This is a genomic window from Paenibacillus sp. J22P169 (genome assembly GCF_059691995.1).
This window is the reverse complement of the sequence record NZ_JCAUAO010000011.1, coordinates 144971-160841: the sequence shown is the minus strand read 5'-3', so window position 1 is coordinate 160841 and position 15871 is coordinate 144971. Positions and strand designations below refer to the sequence as shown.

Annotated in this window: 12 protein-coding genes and 1 riboswitch; of the genes, 4 read left to right on the top strand and 8 right to left on the bottom strand. The window is 47.9% G+C overall.

Going from position 1 to position 15871, the window contains the following annotated elements:
• Window positions 1–417: 417 nt before the first annotated feature.
• From AC58QG_RS31630 to gcvH, 6 genes are all read right to left on the bottom strand, one after another.
• Window positions 418–1986, bottom strand: a complete 1569-nt coding sequence (locus AC58QG_RS31630) for a response regulator (RefSeq protein ID WP_497366007.1) — start codon at window positions 1984–1986, stop codon at window positions 418–420.
• Window positions 1958–3802 carry a cache domain-containing sensor histidine kinase gene (locus AC58QG_RS31625; protein WP_497366006.1) on the bottom strand — a complete coding sequence of 615 codons (1845 nt, stop codon included), beginning with the start codon at window positions 3800–3802 and terminating at the stop codon, window positions 1958–1960. The genes AC58QG_RS31630 and AC58QG_RS31625 overlap by 29 nt, the downstream gene beginning before the upstream one ends.
• A 415-nt stretch (window positions 3803–4217) precedes the next feature.
• Complete coding sequence (locus AC58QG_RS31620) at window positions 4218–4463, bottom strand: hypothetical protein (RefSeq protein ID WP_497366005.1); 246 nt, start codon at window positions 4461–4463, stop codon at window positions 4218–4220.
• A gap of 119 nt (window positions 4464–4582) precedes the next feature.
• Window positions 4583–4810, bottom strand: a complete 228-nt coding sequence (locus tag AC58QG_RS31615) for a spore germination protein (RefSeq protein ID WP_477587593.1) — start codon at window positions 4808–4810, stop codon at window positions 4583–4585.
• Between the two features lie 298 nt (window positions 4811–5108).
• On the bottom strand, window positions 5109–5705 hold the full coding sequence (locus tag AC58QG_RS31610; protein WP_497366004.1) for a sulfite oxidase-like oxidoreductase: 597 nt from the start codon (window positions 5703–5705) through the stop codon (window positions 5109–5111).
• Window positions 5706–5745: 40 nt separating this feature from the next.
• Complete coding sequence (gcvH, locus tag AC58QG_RS31605) at window positions 5746–6135, bottom strand: glycine cleavage system protein GcvH (protein ID WP_497366003.1); 390 nt, start codon at window positions 6133–6135, stop codon at window positions 5746–5748.
• Window positions 6136–6290: 155 nt separating this feature from the next.
• A riboswitch (glycine riboswitch) is annotated at window positions 6291–6387 on the top strand.
• A gap of 211 nt (window positions 6388–6598) precedes the next feature.
• On the opposite strand from gcvH, the gene gcvT reads away from it, so the two are divergent.
• The 3 genes from gcvT to gcvPB are packed head-to-tail and all read left to right on the top strand — an operon-like array spanning window position 6599 to window position 10541.
• The gene (gcvT, locus tag AC58QG_RS31600) at window positions 6599–7696 is read left to right on the top strand and encodes a glycine cleavage system aminomethyltransferase GcvT (RefSeq protein WP_497366031.1); all 1098 of its coding nucleotides are present in this window, start codon (window positions 6599–6601) and stop codon (window positions 7694–7696) included.
• A 35-nt stretch (window positions 7697–7731) separates the two neighbouring features.
• On the top strand, window positions 7732–9087 hold the full coding sequence (gene gcvPA / locus AC58QG_RS31595; RefSeq protein ID WP_497366002.1) for an aminomethyl-transferring glycine dehydrogenase subunit GcvPA: 1356 nt from the start codon (window positions 7732–7734) through the stop codon (window positions 9085–9087).
• Complete coding sequence (gene gcvPB / locus AC58QG_RS31590; protein ID WP_497366001.1) at window positions 9084–10541, top strand: aminomethyl-transferring glycine dehydrogenase subunit GcvPB; 1458 nt, start codon at window positions 9084–9086, stop codon at window positions 10539–10541. The genes gcvPA and gcvPB overlap by 4 nt, the downstream gene beginning before the upstream one ends.
• 79 nt (window positions 10542–10620) lie before the next feature.
• Here the strand turns inward: gcvPB and AC58QG_RS31585 are convergent, their stop codons facing one another.
• Together AC58QG_RS31585 and AC58QG_RS31580 are read right to left on the bottom strand one after the other, a co-directional pair.
• Window positions 10621–13083, bottom strand: a complete 2463-nt coding sequence (locus AC58QG_RS31585; protein ID WP_497366000.1) for an S-layer homology domain-containing protein — start codon at window positions 13081–13083, stop codon at window positions 10621–10623.
• Window positions 13084–13314: 231 nt separating this feature from the next.
• Window positions 13315–13590: a hypothetical protein gene (locus AC58QG_RS31580; RefSeq protein WP_497365999.1), complete on the bottom strand. Its 276-nt coding sequence runs from the start codon at window positions 13588–13590 to the stop codon at window positions 13315–13317.
• Window positions 13591–13736: 146 nt separating this feature from the next.
• Between AC58QG_RS31580 and AC58QG_RS31575 the strand changes: the two genes are divergently transcribed.
• Complete coding sequence (locus tag AC58QG_RS31575) at window positions 13737–15836, top strand: ATP-binding protein (protein WP_497365998.1); 2100 nt, start codon at window positions 13737–13739, stop codon at window positions 15834–15836.
• Window positions 15837–15871 lie beyond the last annotated feature (35 nt).

Here is a 15871-nt window from a genome sequence, read left to right as displayed (position 1 = left end):
AGGGCCGTGCAACATCTACGATTTATGGGAAAACAGATACGATTTTTAGATTATGGTTGGTAATTACACTAGAGTTGGGCGTCTCAACTCTGCCACAACATTAACTGGAAAAACTCCAGCTAATTATTCACGATTCGGCTGACATTCAAATTTAGATGGATCATATACAGCTAAATTCCCCCATTTCGCTTCATCCGGGAGAATTCCTAAATTAAATGTAGTAAATACAGTTATTCCTATTAATCCTCGTAATTCCGCTGAATTAACTGTATATTTTCCAGTTGGATCCCTAGCAAGCCGCTACTCACCAAAGCTTCAATAGGCGAATGTCGCGTGCGTAAGCACTATCCCCGTCCACGGACAGAAAAAATCCCCCATCATCTGATTCGGACAATGGGGGACGGTACAGCAAACTTATCAATTCCTTGCGCTGCTAATTGGATCAGGTCGAACCATTTTGCGGTAATCCTTTGGCGAAAGGCCCGTTGTTTGCTTAAATAGCTTAGCAAAATAGTTCGGTAAATCGTACCCGACTACGCTCGACACCTCGGTGATTTTCATATCCGTGTTAGCCAGCAGACCTTTCGCTTTCTCCATCCGCAGTTCAATTAAATAATCAACAAAGCTGCGGCCTGTTTCTTTTTTGAACAAATGACTAAAGTACGTTGCATTCAAATGCACCTGCGAGGCTACCAACTGAAGCGGCAGCTGCTCCGCATAATGCTCCTCCATATAGCGTGCCGCCTTCCACACCACATTCTCACTATACTTCTCCTGCCATGCCGTAAAGCTGCTCATGAAGCGGTCCAATTCCATGCCCGTCCAACGAGAGACCTCGTCATTCGTGCCACAGGCATGCAGCAGCGCGATGCGATCTGTTAATAACTGTTGTTCATACGCCATCTCAAACTGCTTGCGTGCCGTGTCTTGTAAGGCGAAGCTGAACGACAAGGCTTCCACCTTCGCATTTTCCAGGGGTAATCCGTAGATTTCCTTCATCAGCTGGGCTAGATATGTCTTCATCGGCTCAATTTGCCCTGCTAAAATAAATGCAATCGTCTGCGTACTAATAAGTTGCTGCTTCGCACGATTCGTCGATAACTGTTTATCGATCTGTATATCGCTTGTGACCTCCGCCGCATCCACTGAGCTGCCCAGCATCCTGCGCCCAGCCTCGTATAGATCAGCGAGATGCTGTACACCAGTTGCTGCCCCAGCACAATAAGATGACATCTGTAAGCCAAGTAATCGTTCCACCGTTTCACAGACCGCTTCGCAAACAAGCTTTTCATCATCGGTCTCCTGATAAAGTAAAGCGAACTGGCCATTTTCGACGACCAACAATCTGCCCTGGGTGCCATGCATATCCGTCAATTCGCTGATCATATTCAGCACGGCAAACTGCAGCAGCGGCACATCCCGCTTCGCATATTGCTTATGAGACGGCATGTAGTCCATGATCTGAAATAAGGTCAGTTTGCAGTCTACAAAGCTTTTCTCTAGCTCCAAAGCTAATTCGGTGCGATAGGGAAAGCGCAGCAAGATTCCTCTTAAGGTGTTCTCCAGCAACAGGGCGTGCTCGGTTTCCGACTTGCGCAGATTCGCTTGCTTCTCCAATACGCGCACCTCGGCTTTGTCCAAAGCATCAAAGATATCCTGCTTGCCGCATGGCTTAATCAATAAATCCAAGGCGCCGTACCGAAGCGCGGCCTGGGCATATTGAAAATCTTGAAACCCAGTAATGACGATGAACTCAATATGTGGGAACTTGGCTTTACTCCGTTTGAGAAGCTCTAAACCATCCATCAATGGCATACGAATGTCTGTAATAACAAGGTCAGGCAATCTTTCAGCGATGAGGACTTCAGCCTCCTGCCCGTTCTCCGCCTCACCGCACACATGCCAGTTGGTTTCCGATCCCGTAATCATTTTGGCAAGCCCTTTGCGAAATAGAGGCTCATCCTCCACTAATAAGATGTGGTTCATCCACCATTCCCTCCTTGAAGGACATCATCTGTTCACACGGTAAAATCAAGCGCATTAGCGTTCCCTGCGGTAAACGTTCGATTTCTAAGCGGTAAGGATCGCCATAGACCAAATAAATACGCCGTAAGACATTCCGAACCCCAATACTCTCCCGTTCCCTCTGGTGATCATAGACTGATTGCTCTTCAGTTACCCTAATCAGGGTTTCCTCATCTATGCCGCATCCATTATCCTCGATTTCAATCTGTAAATCGGCCCCTTGACGGAAAGCACGAATCCATAAACGCTTGTTGTCCGGCTGATTACGAAACGCATGGACGAATACATTTTCAACCAAAGGCTGAAGCAGGAGCCTCTGCATCCCGCATGCCATCAACTCATCTTCTGCTTCGATGGATACATGGAGCCCTTCTCCGTGCCGCGCCTCTTGAATCGTCATATAATTTCGGATCTGAGTCAGCTCTTCCTGCAACGTACTTGGCGTAGACACCGACTCTAACGAATACCGCAACAAATCAGATAAACTTGTCACCAAGGATGCCGTTTCCACATCGTCGTACAGGAGCATGATTTTCCAATAAATCGAATTTAGTGCGTTGTATAAAAAATGCGGATTCAACTGCGCCTGGAGCGCCTTCAGCTCTGCTTCCTGCTCACTGAGCTTGCTGACATACACTTCCTTAATCAAAGATTGAATGTTCTCGACCATCCGATTGAAGCTTTCCGCAAGAAAAGCAAACTCATCATTCGACGTTTTGGGAATTTCAACCTCCAAATTACCTCTGCGCAATTGATGCATGGCGGATACCAATCCGTGTAGAGGCTTCAACATCCTACCGCTAAAAATCGAGACACAGACGGCCATCATCAGAACGCTGACGAGACCAGAAATGACGGCAACCTGATAGACCATCCTGCCTTTTTCCTCAATATCCGCTAAAGAAATACCACTGACCAGCTTGAAAGAACGGGCATCGTAGGTACTTTTCACAAACAAATAATCCTCATTCTCATTCCGCTCGATAAATGACCGCTCCTGACTCTCCCAAGCCGGAATAATCCCTGCCCGACCCTGCGGCTCTCGACTGTACAGCAGCTTATTATACTGATCGAAAATATAAGCCCCTGTCGTCCTGCCAGCCATCAGCTTGTCTAGTGGACTCGTCAGGAATGACTCATCCACAATCATAACCAACATGCCATACGCAGCTTGCTGCTTCGTCGATTTGAGCAAGCGCGTCGCGACCAGATTGCTTTTCTCACCAGAAGGATCGGAGGAATCCGGAATATTTAATCGCTGCCACACGATCTCCGCAGAGGTCTGGCTTGCTCCCGTCTTCACCTTATTGTAAAAGTCAGGAAACGTGATCTGCATCGACGGATTCGTATGGCTGAAATAGTAATTGTTTCCTTCCAGATCAACAATATATAACGCACGGATCTGCGGTGTTTCATTTTTCAAGGGCAGCAAAATTTCCGACAACTCGCGTTCCAAAATGAAACTGCGGTACGCTTTCGTTTCCCCCGATGGCGGCTCCGCACGGATCCCTTGCACAATTTGTTCAACACGCGGATGAAAAATAATAAAATCGGTAATCCGATACATATCTTGGATCTTGAAACCAATCTGCTCCATCGTCTGTTCGCTTGTCGTTAGATACTGCTTGCTGATCTCACTCTCAAACAAATTTAAATAAATGCGATACGAAATGTACCCCGTAACAAGGGAACAAAGAATGATAATAATCGACAGTGTCAAAATTAATTTCACTTTAAAATGCTGATTAATGTACTGGAGCACTTGACGATGCTTCATCTACAGATGGCCTCCTGAGTATTGCCCAATCTCTCCACGGTTATATACCCTCTAGTGTAATACATCCCTTATAGGCTGACATCTATTTATTATTGAAAAACGGATACGATCTTTAGGTGCTATACAATCATATCCAGCGACTACATTAGCCAATCCATATTTCAAACTAGATTCGAACACGTCCATAATTTCCAGAATCTCTTGATTAACCGATTTGAGCGCATGGGTAGAAAAAGGTATTGCCCCACCTGCCAATACCAGCTACGAAGTTGTCGACGGTCAGGTTGTCGTGCCGTTCAAAGCCGTAGAACGTAAGGGCATTCAGCTCATTGGAACAAAAAAAACGAAGCCACGCAGTTGCGGGCTTCGTTTTTTAATTTATTTTAGAACCTCTAGGCTAAAGCAGCCATTCTTATTAGAACTGACGGTATACAACTGATTCATAATCATATCGCTCTTTATCGATTTTACGCTGCTCACGGTTCACTTCAAGCCATGAACTCACACAGACGGCAACAATCCCCGCAAAGAGCATGAAACCCAGCACTTTCCACCAAAAACTGCCTGCGACAGATGGATTAGCCCCCATGATCAAAATTAGGACTGGAAGAAACCACATTAGATTTCCAATATATATCCGAATCATTTTTCGTTTTAACAAGCTGCTCTATCCCCTAAAATGGTTTCATGTTCCGTATATCTTTCGCAACACCATTTCACTTTAGGACCGTCGATTTCATCTTGGGAGTCGTCCAATTTATGGAAGTGGATAATCGGCAATTAAATTGTGTTATTCGGCGTATCCACGAGATCAGGATCAACCGTATTCGTGCTTCCATTGAGCACATTCTGAACACTTCCAAAGCTGTCACCTGGCGAAAACGAGTTGGCTCCCGCAAAGATTTTGGAGCTGCTTGTGAGGTTGATTGCAAAGGTATCGCCAATCTGGACATTGGAGCCCTGGGCGACATTGAGGATTTTGATTCCACCATTAATGATTGCAGGCATGCTCCGGCCACTCCCTTCCAACTCCTAACCATTGTATGTGTTCGAGTGCCTATTGGTCACTTGGTCGGTAAGATAGAAGTGGGTGACGGGTGTGGGCAAGCTGCACTGGGGCCTAGACATGATAAATGTCAACACTACAGTGGGGAGATTGCACATTCGGCGCGGATTCGGGGCTGTAAGCGTGTTTTCACCGTTACATCCGGATACTTTGGAAGGTAGGAGGGTATTGGCGTATACAACCACAAAAAGCCCACTCAAATGACTTTGAGTGAGCTTTCGTGAACTTATTACTGAACCGTTAATCAAAATCGTACCTTTCCTCTTTCCAGGGATTACCGTACATATGGTAGCCGTTCCGCTCCCAAAAGCCAGGCTTATCCTTCGCCATAAACTCGATGCCTCGCAGCCATTTGGCGCTTTTCCAGAAATACAGATGCGGAACGACCATCCGCACGGGCGCGCCATGATCGGGTGTTAACAGAACGCCATTATGCCGGATGCCCAGAAAAGATGTTTCCAGCAGGAAGTCTTCCAGCGGAAGATTCGTCGTCCATCCATGCTCAGCATGCAGCATCACATGCGTTGCCTCCGGTTTCAGCTTCACCTTGCTCATGAGCTCCGAAACAGCAATACCCTCCCACGCATTATCCAGCTTGGACCATGTGGTCACACAATGTATATCGTTGGCAAATTCCTTGCGCGGCAGCGCCATAAAATCCTTATATGAGATGGTGAACTCTTCCTCCACCAAACCGAACAAGCGCAAATCCCATTTGCTCATGTCGTTATAGTAGGGAACGGACCCATAATGCAGCACAGGCCAGCCTTGTGTCAGTGTTTGCCCAGGAGGAACACGATCATTCGGATCCTGCGGCAGCTTTTGCCCAAATTGCATGGAACACCCTCCATCCATTCTACTTAAAACGAAGCAACCACTAGTCGTTACCGATATAGGAGCCGTATTCCGCAGCGCTCAATAAGCCTTCCAATGCCTCTGGTCCTGAGATTTCAACCTCAACCATCCAGCCTTCACCGAAGGACGCGTTGTTCACGAGTTCTGGAGACCCCTCCAACGTGTTGTTCACAGCCGTTACTTTGCCTGATACGGGGCAGAAAATATCCGAAACCGTTTTGACCGATTCCACGCTGCCAATGCTCTCATTCGCTGTAACAGAAGCGCCAACTTTCGGAAGCTCTACGAATACAATATCTCCCAATTGATCTTGTGCAAAATCGGTAATCCCTATGCGAACCACTGTATCCGATAACTTCTCTACCCACTCATGTTCTTTGGTGTATAACAAATTGGCTTGTACGTTACTCATCAGTCCACGCCTCACTTACTTACAAATTTTGCTTATAGCTTAATCTACTCTGAACATCAAAGTCAAGATGGCTGTCATTCCTAAAAGTTACTGTTGACAATTCACACCGATTTAGGCGCATAATGAATATAATAAGGCTAATTAAATATTGGCGAATGAGGATACAGGGAGAGACTGCGAAGCATGTTTGCAGCGCCGAAGGAGTAAGCCCAAAGTGGTGAATCTCTCAGGCAAAAGGACCTGTATCGGACGCGACTCTGGAGAGCTTCGATGACTCGTTAATCACGAGATATCGGACACCCAAGGGGAAACTTAACGGTTGAGCGTATAGGTTCATCCGTTCTAGGCAACTCTCAGGTACAAAGGACAGGGGCAAAAGGTATGTTTGTGTTGCATACCTTTTGCCCTTTTTTGGCATTTCTGCAAAAGTACCGACGGACAATAAGCGATTGAAGGTGAGGTTATACGCATGCTGAAACGAACACCGCTCTTCCCGATTTACGCGGAGTATGGCGCGCGAATCATTGATTTTGGCGGCTGGGAACTGCCTGTGCAGTTCACGGGCATTCAAAAGGAGCATGACGCCGTCAGGCAGCAGGCAGGGCTTTTTGATGTGTCGCATATGGGCGAGGTACGTATTCAAGGCCCAGATGCCTTTGCATGTCTCCAACGTCTTACGACGAATGATGTGGCCAAACTGACCCCAGGTCAATGCCAATACAGCCTCCTGTGTTACCCCAATGGCGGTGTGGTTGATGATCTGCTCGTTTACAAGTTGAGCGACAATGACTACATGCTAGTTATCAATGCCTCTAACATCTACAAAGACATCGCTTGGCTCCAGCAGCACCTGACAGGTCAGGTCGAACTGACCAACGTTTCTGAAGAGACTGCCTTGCTGGCTTTGCAAGGTCCGCAGTCATTAAACATTTTAGCTAAATTGACAGACGCACCTATTCAGACATTGAAAAGCTTCCATTTCCTCCCTGACGTGAAAGTAGGCGATGTGACAGCGTTGCTTTCCCGCACTGGGTATACAGGTGAAGATGGCTTCGAGCTGTATGTCGACCAGAAGGATGCTATCGCGTTGTGGCGGGAACTGCTGGAGGCTGGTGCCGAGCATGGACTCATTCCTACTGGCTTAGGTGCACGAGATACGCTGCGTTTCGAAGCGAGGCTCCCCCTTTATGGACAGGAGCTATCCTCCGAAATTTCGCCGCTGGAGGCGGGACTCTCCTTTTTTGTGAAGCTGGGTAAAGGTGATTTCATAGGGCGGGATGCCCTGTTAGAGCAAAAGGCAAACGGAGTGCCACGTAAGCTCGTCGGCATTGAAATGCAAGAACGCGGCATTCCTCGCCCGCATTACGCCGTATATGCCGAGGGTAAACAGATTGGTGAGGTAACAACAGGTACGCAGTCTCCAACGTACAAAACGAATGTAGGCTTGGCTCTTATCGATTCCGCGCACAGCGCGCTAGGTACGGAAGTATTCGTTGAAATTAGAGGCGCACAAGTGAAAGCTCATGTTGTCTCTACCCCTTTTCATAAAAAAGAGAAATAATTCCCGAATCCGGGTCGGAAGGAGCACCCTTTGCTATGAAGCATCGTTATTTACCTATTACGGAGCAGGATCAAAAAGAAATGCTAGAAACGATCGGCATCTCCTCCATGGAAGAGATGTTTAGTGATATCCCGCAGCAAGTGCGGTTTCAGGGTGAACTTCAAGTTGGTCAGGCGCTTAGCGAGCAAGGCTTATTAAGATATATGCGTGAGCTAGCGGGGCGTAACGCCGACTTCCAGCGCTACGCCAGCTTCCTGGGCGCTGGCATCTACGATCATCACCTTCCGGTGGTGATCAATCATGTCATCTCGCGGTCCGAATTCTACACCGCTTACACGCCTTATCAACCTGAAATCAGCCAGGGGGAATTGCAGGCGATTTTTGAATTTCAGTCGTACATCTGTGAGCTTACCGGCATGGCCGTAGCGAACGCCTCGATGTACGATGGCGCAACAGCGCTGGCCGAAGCAGGCGCGCTAGCCAGCGGCGCGACGAAGCGCAGCCGTCTGCTCGTGTCCCGCGCGGTGCACCCGGAGGCGCGCGCTGTGTTGCGCACGTCCGCCCGCGGTCTCAACTTGGAAGTCGTCGAGATCTCCGTGACCCCCGAAGGTGTCACGGATCTGGACGATCTCGCGTCCAAGCTCGAGAGCGACGCAGCCGCTGTCATTCTCCAATCGCCGAATTTCTTCGGCTGCTTGGAGGATATCGCGGCTGTGGAGCCGCTCGCGCACGGCGCGGGCGCACTGCTCGTCGTGAGCGCGAATCCGCTCACGCTCGGGCTGCTCGAAGCGCCGGGCAAGCTCGGCGCTGACATCGTCGTCGGCGATTGCCAGCCGCTTGGCATCCCAGCTGCGCTGGGCGGGCCGAGCTGCGGCTACTTCGCCGTCGCGGAGAGCTGGATGCGCCGCATGCCGGGGCGCATCGTGGGCCAAACCGTGGACCGCGATGGCAAGCGCGGTTTCGTGCTTACGCTGCAAGCGCGGGAGCAGCATATCCGACGTGAGAAGGCCACGTCGAACATCTGCTCCAACCAAGCACTGCTCGCGCTTTGCGCATCCGTGTACTTGTCCACGATGGGCAAGCAGGGCATTCAAGACGTTGGCACGCTCAACGTCCAGAAGGCCCATTACGCGGCGAATCGTCTCACCGCGTCAACCAAGTTAGAGCTGTCGTTCACTGGCAGCTACTTCAATGAATTTGCCGTCAAGCTGCCGGACGGCACGAACATCGAGGAGCTGAATCGTCAGCTCCTTCACAAGGGCTTCATCGGCGGCTACGATCTCGGTCGCGACTATCCCGAACTAGCCGGCCATATGTTAATCGCCGTCACCGAGCAACGTACACGCGAAGATATCGATAGCTTCGCAGCTGCATTGGAGGAACTCGTATGAACAACGAAAAAGCACTCATTTTTGAAATGAGCCATCCTGGACGCGTCGCGTATTCCTTACCCGAATCGGATGTTCCAGACGTGAACATCGCTGAGCTTCTTCCAGCCAAGTTTCGGCGTCAGCAAGAGCCAGACCTACCCGAGGTGTATGAAGTCGATGTCATCCGCCACTACACGGCGCTTTCTCGTCGCAACTTCGGGGTGGATAATGGTTTCTATCCGCTAGGCTCGTGTACGATGAAATATAATCCCAAAATCAACGAAGACGTCGCCCGCTTCCCCGGCTTCGCTCATATTCATCCGTATCAACCGGAAGAATCGATACAAGGCGCCATGGAGCTGCTGTACAATCTCCAGCACGATCTTGAAGCGATCACGGGAATGGATCGCGTAACCTTACAGCCTGCGGCTGGCGCCCATGGCGAATGGACGGGGCTCATGATGATCCGTGCGTATCACGAAAGTCGCGGTGAGCACCGTACCAAGGTCATTTGCCCGGATTCGGCGCATGGCACCAACCCAGCTAGTGCAACCGTTGCCGGCTTCCAAACCGTCACGATCAAATCCGATGAACGCGGTCTCGTGAATCTCGACGAATTGCGCCGTGCTGTCGGCTCTGACACTGCCGCTCTCATGCTGACAAACCCAAACACGCTCGGCTTGTTCGAAGAACAAATCGTCGAGATCGCCGAAATCGTGCATGCCGCAGGCGGCCTGCTCTACTATGATGGGGCGAACGCGAATGCCATTATGGGCATCACACGGCCAGGGGACATGGGTTTCGATGTTGTCCATCTCAACCTGCACAAAACCATGAGCACCCCGCACGGCGGAGGCGGACCTGGTGCAGGCCCCGTTGGGGTCAAAGAACGGCTGATTCCTTTTCTGCCGACGCCACTTGTAGCCAAACGTGAAGATAACAGCTTCTATTTTGACTACAACTATCCACAGTCTATCGGTCGCGTCAAAGGCTACTATGGCAACTTCGGCATCCTTGTTCGTGCCTACACGTACATTCGTACGCTGGGTCCGGAAGGCTTGCGTAAGGTATCCGAGTACGCCGTCCTTAACGCCAACTATATGCTTGCAAGGTTAACACCTTACTTCGATGTACCTCATCCGCGCTTCTGTAAGCATGAATTCGTGCTTTCTGGTAATCGGCAGAAGAAACTAGGTGTCCGTACACTCGATATTGCCAAAAGATTACTCGACTTCGGTTATCATCCACCTACCATCTACTTCCCGCTCAGCGTGGAGGAGTGCATCATGATTGAGCCGACGGAAACCGAGAGCAAACAAACCTTGGATAGCTTCATCGCTACGATGATTGCCATAGCTAAGGAAGCCGAAGAGAATCCGGAGTTGGTCAAAAATGCCCCTTACACCACTGTCGTCAGTCGGATGGATGAGGCGTTAGCCGCTCGGAAGCCGGTTTTGAATTGTACTTGCGGGTAAATGAGTGACATTAGAAGACAAAAAAGAAGGCGCTTGAACCAGACTAAACTGGCCCAAGCGCCTTCTTTTTCGCAATGCGTTAGTTCATTCTTTGTAATACCTTTTTCGGAACAACTTGGACTGGCGGTGCAGAGTTGGCACTTTCTGAACCTTTCGCATTCACTGAGCTAATGACATAGTAGTATTCTTTACCATTCACAAGTCCCTTATCCGTGAAGGTCGTGTCAGTGACAATAGATCCAACTGATGTAAAGGGACCGTTGCTCGACTCCGAACGTTTCACATGATAGCCTGTTGCTCCGGACGCCGCATTCCATTTCAACGTCGCCTGCCCATCACCAGCGGTGGTGCTCACACCAGTAGGCGGCTTCAGAGTTACTATCAAATTTGGAATTTGATTTGGAATTGGATTTGGAATTACCGGAATATTATCATTTACTGGTACGACAAATATGGATGCTTTAGGTTCTGCGCTAGCAACCGTTGCATATGCACTTTCACCATTCGCACTCAACGATGTAATGACGTAGTAGTATACTTTTCCATTAACTAGCGACTTATCGGTGTACGTAGTACCGGGTACTTTGGAGCTCACGGTTGCGTAAGGACCGTTATATGAATCAGAACGTTTCACGTTATAGCTCTGTGCTTCGTTTATCTTATTCCAGGATAAGTAAACCTGAGCATTACCGGCTCGTGCAATAACATCCACTGGAGGATCTGCACAGAGATGTTTCATCCAGAGATTCTTATTCAAGTCAATCAACAGGAATGATTCGTGCCAATCGATCCATCCTAAAACATCGCTTACCAAATCTTGTAAACTTAAATCAAAAAGACTCCAATCAGGCACTTCTTCCGCCAACCAACTAGGGGCATGGATGCCTAAATTTGCCCATACTTTCAAGAAAGCATCGACATACAGTCTATCGCAATTCTCCGGTTCAGCAGCATCAGGAGTGAACTTATCTAGGCCGGCTTTCAACCCTGGGTAGATTTCTACGCCAGCATAAGCAACGTCAATGAATGACAGCCTCAATTGAAAATCAGGACCGACTGCAATACTTGCATCCTTATCTGAAGTTGCTTCCCAAGTAGCTGGAGGATTCACATTATTATTGATCTGTTTGTAATTGCCACTGGCATCTGAATATTCGAACCCTGAATCGATATGCAGCCGATCTTCGTATTTGATTTCAAGTTTGCTTGTTAAATTAGGCTCGATCTTCAAGTACAGTACGCCTTGCAGGAAGAGATAAGGCGCGTAAATCGGCATATTGAATTCTGCCAGCGGGATCTGGATCGGTTGTGTTAAGCCTGCAGAGCCCGGATCGACATTCAGTTGCACACTCGTCGTGATATCTCCGATAATTTCGAGTTTGGTATAATCAATTGAAGCATTTGTGATTTGAATATCTGTAATCGCATTGAAATCACTGAAATGTATGCCTCCATTAAGTTGAACCGGACCAATTTGGAGTTCTTCAACACATACGCAGAATGCGTCAAAGATCCTACTAGTAGTGGCCTGCATAGCAACTTCATTCTGCTCAATTTTAACCGAAGGGTGAATAGGAATAAACTGCTTGGGATCAAATGGAACTTCACCCGAGATATCAATTTTAGCAAACACTTCGTCCAATGATGGGGTGGACGTTTTCACGATCATCCCGCCAATGTCTTTCCCGATGGAAGTCGCCATTCTCGCAACGCCAAAGGGGTGTTCCTCATTCGGAGGCAGTACAAACACATCTCCGACGGTCAAGTTCAGTTCAGAATCGTTGATCACCCATTCATCTTTGCTTCTTTGAGAATAACGGGTGCTGGTGCCTTGCTTGACAGAAGACTGATATTCAACGACATTCCCCGAATCATCTTTATCGGGAGTGGTCTTCGAAGCATAGTGAACGGCACGAACGAGCATGACAGTCGCTTCCGCACGAGTGGAATTTTTCCCTCCCTTGAACGTCCCATCCGGGTACCCTTGAATAATACCAGTTTCAAGCGCCGCTTCGATCAAGTCACGATTTTTGGTAATGTCCGCTTGGTCTTTCAATTGCCCTAGGCGTTTCTCACCCGTTGCTGGCGGGATCTTTAGAGCACGAACGATCCAGACTGCCATCTCATACCGTGTAATTGGTTGGCTCGGTTTGAATCCGTCTGGAAATTCCGAAGCGAGCAATATGCCGCTCTTTACACCAGCAGCGATGTACGGCGCTGACCACAGGCTCTTGTCAACGTCTTTGAATGGAACGTCGCTTGACGTTTGGGGCAGCCCCTTCAGCACAACCAGCATCTTCAGAAACTGCTCCCGTGTCACATTGCCAGATGGCTGGAAGGTTCCGTCTTCGAAACCGGATACGATCTCTAGCCCCGAAAGTTCCGTAATTTCGTTGAAAGCCCAATGATCCTGAATGTCGCTAAAAGGAGTCGACTGGGTTCCATTGTTTACACTCTCGGCGGACACAAGTATTGGAGCAAACAAACTGAACATCAGTAGAAAGAGCGATGTCCAAATCAGTGACTTGCGGCTTCTACTCAATTGATTACACCTCTGTTCGATTGATAAGGATAAGCATCACCAGCGATCCTTCCAATCAAGATCATAGAAGTGAATCACTATCACACACAATCCCAAGTTACTCTCACTTTTCTTGGGAGTTAAGCTTGGTAAATAAGCTCATCTCTCTGTAAAAAAGCCCTAAATATCTCAGTCTGAGATATCAAGGGCTTCTGAGTCTAGCTCAATTAAATGGTATTCATAGTAAAGAATCTAGTACCAGTAATAATAAGGATCCGAGACAGTAAATACTGCAATAGCCGATAGGGCAAGGGCAACAATGCTCATGATAAAACCAGCGTTTGCAAAGCCAACCTTACGTGACTTCTTCCCCTTGATTCCCATGATTAAGCCAATTACGCCACAAGGAATTCCAAAAATCGGTTCAAACGATAGGACAATTCCTACAATCCCTAAGACCAAGGAAGTCGTTGCTGCACCGTTCTTACTTGGATCTCCAGATTCATTAGGCTGAGGCGACGAGTCCATCTACACACTCTCCTCTTCTCCGAAAATATAGCCATTTTTAATCATAAAGGCCTATCATGAACGAGAATATTCACTTGTATAATACAAGGTATAAACTTCCATAACCAATACCATTCCACTACCAATATTGCCGGGAGTGATTCCTGATGAAGAAGGTTGGCCAACTGCTGAATGAATTGCAACAAAGACGTTTTGTTAGCAGAGAAAGAGAACTCAGCATTATGCAGCAGGAGTTGTGTGCCAATGAAGACAGCTGGCGGATGCTTCACATCTATGGACCTGGTGGAATCGGTAAAAGTGCCCTGTTGAGGGCCTTCCAAAGGACAATACAAGATCGGCTTATTTTATTAATTGATGGACGCTCTTACTTGCATCCAGCTCAATTTCTAGACGCGGTTCGCATCCAGCTCGCAGAAAATTCTATTCCTGTAGACAAAACTGAGGAAGATATGCGTATAGGTGAATGTGAAGCAGAAGCGCTGAACCGAATTGGGGAGGAAAACAGGGGCGTCGTCCTGCTTTTGGATAGTATGGATCGATGCAGAGCGGTCGAAACATGGCTGCGGGACTGTTGGCTGCCTCTATTGAACTTACGAGTTAAAGTTTGTTCGGCTGGAAGGTATCCACTGGATGAAAGTTTGTTGACCGAAACAGGCTGGAACAGTATCGTTCGATGTATCAAACTCTCACCATTAAACAAAAAAGAGATTGCTAGTTTTATGACGTCAAACGGTATCACCAGTGATAAATTGCGCGACGCCATCGAGCGATTCTCAGGCGGGATCCCACTTGCACTTTCTTTGGCGTGCGAATCTGCCTTACAAAACGGAGAAACCTCGTTCTTGGAGGGGAGACAGACCAAAGCCATCATCGCTTCAATAGATCGTGCATTTTTCTATACCGGAGATGAACCTTCACAGAACAAACGGTTACTAGCTGCCGCGTCACTCGTGTGGCGGTTTGATCAAGACATGCTGGAGTCCATTCTCAGCGAGAAGATTCCTCAACGTATGTTTAGCGATTTTTGCAATTTGCCTTATGTAACCATCATTCGGGAAGGCGGATATTGCATTCTGGATGCTGTCCGTAAATGGATGAATGCTGAGCTCACCCATCGCGCCCCTGAAACCTACACCCTTTACAGAAAAAGGGCTATTGCCGCAGTGGAAAATCGTTGGATAGAACATACAAACCATGATGAGGCGTATAAAATAAAACTGCGATTCGAGAAATTGTTCCTGCTTTCCAACTCTTTTTTGCAAAATTATTATTTTACTGGAGACGGGCAAGGCTTTGAAGTCAGACCTGCAAGGAAAGAGGATATCCCCCTCTTAGGCCCGATCTATCAGCAAGCCCATGTGGCTTTCCCGCCTTATTTGCCAGACGACACTGGGCAGTATGCCTTTATCGAAGCTATTTGGAAAGAGGAACCGTCTTCGTTGAGCGTCTTTCAATATGAAGACAAACTGGCTGGATTTCATATTTGTTTACCTTTAAACCAAAAAATGAGGGCAATACTAGCTGAGAACGGCATTCTCCACAATTATTTAAAGAAATCTCCACCGATGGAATTGGAATATCTGAACTGGATAGGTGCCATCGCACCAGAATTCCATTTAGACGCTATGAGTTTCTTCATCCAACATATTCTTTGTCATAGCATGACGGGCAAATTAGTGTTTACAACGATTCCATTCGAGGGACCCGTTGACTCCATGTGCGAACTTGGATTTGAGCGTTTGCCATGGGCAGATTTCCATTCTCCCGGAGGACTGCACTATCAAGCCTGCCGAGTTGACCTTAGGAAAGAGGACTTTTTCAATCATATACATCCCACTGAAGTCGGGGACATCGGGCAGGTCATTACTCCGGAAACTCGTATACAGCTGATTAAACAAGTGTTGGAACGATACCATACACTATCTCGGGAAAGCGACCTTTTGGATACGATTGGAAGATTGCACCCTGGAAATTCACCTAAGCTCTCGGACGAAATTGCAGCAAAGAGATTGGTTGGCCTAACTGAAAAGTCACTTGAACGTTTGGCAGATGGTAAATTTCAGGAGCAAATGCAAGAACGGATTTTGCGACTTTTCTACCTAGACCAGATCGGTTCCCATGAAACGGTTGCTTTACGTCTTGGTCTTCCGATAACGACATACTATCGATATTTAAAGAAGGGGATCGGACAATTGGCTAATGACCTATTTGCTGGTCCCGCCTTCACACCAAAGCAGCCGAATTAACAAAGTCAATTTGACTGCTGAGCCTTATATAAACC

What these genes read in the sequence shown, in the direction of transcription:
- gcvPB (WP_497366001.1), top strand. Translation starts at nt 9,084, where the DNA reads ATGAACAACGAAAAAGCACTCATTTTTGAAATGAGCCATCCTGGACGC.
- gcvPA (WP_497366002.1), top strand. Translation starts at nt 7,732, where the DNA reads ATGAAGCATCGTTATTTACCTATTACGGAGCAGGATCAAAAAGAAATG.
- AC58QG_RS31580 (WP_497365999.1), bottom strand. Translation starts at nt 13,590, where the DNA reads ATGGACTCGTCGCCTCAGCCTAATGAATCTGGAGATCCAAGTAAGAAC.
- AC58QG_RS31575 (WP_497365998.1), top strand. Translation starts at nt 13,737, where the DNA reads ATGAAGAAGGTTGGCCAACTGCTGAATGAATTGCAACAAAGACGTTTT.
- AC58QG_RS31625 (WP_497366006.1), bottom strand. Translation starts at nt 3,802, where the DNA reads ATGAAGCATCGTCAAGTGCTCCAGTACATTAATCAGCATTTTAAAGTG.
- AC58QG_RS31615 (WP_477587593.1), bottom strand. Translation starts at nt 4,810, where the DNA reads ATGCCTGCAATCATTAATGGTGGAATCAAAATCCTCAATGTCGCCCAG.
- gcvH (WP_497366003.1), bottom strand. Translation starts at nt 6,135, where the DNA reads ATGAGTAACGTACAAGCCAATTTGTTATACACCAAAGAACATGAGTGG.
- AC58QG_RS31630 (WP_497366007.1), bottom strand. Translation starts at nt 1,986, where the DNA reads ATGAACCACATCTTATTAGTGGAGGATGAGCCTCTATTTCGCAAAGGG.
- AC58QG_RS31610 (WP_497366004.1), bottom strand. Translation starts at nt 5,705, where the DNA reads ATGCAATTTGGGCAAAAGCTGCCGCAGGATCCGAATGATCGTGTTCCT.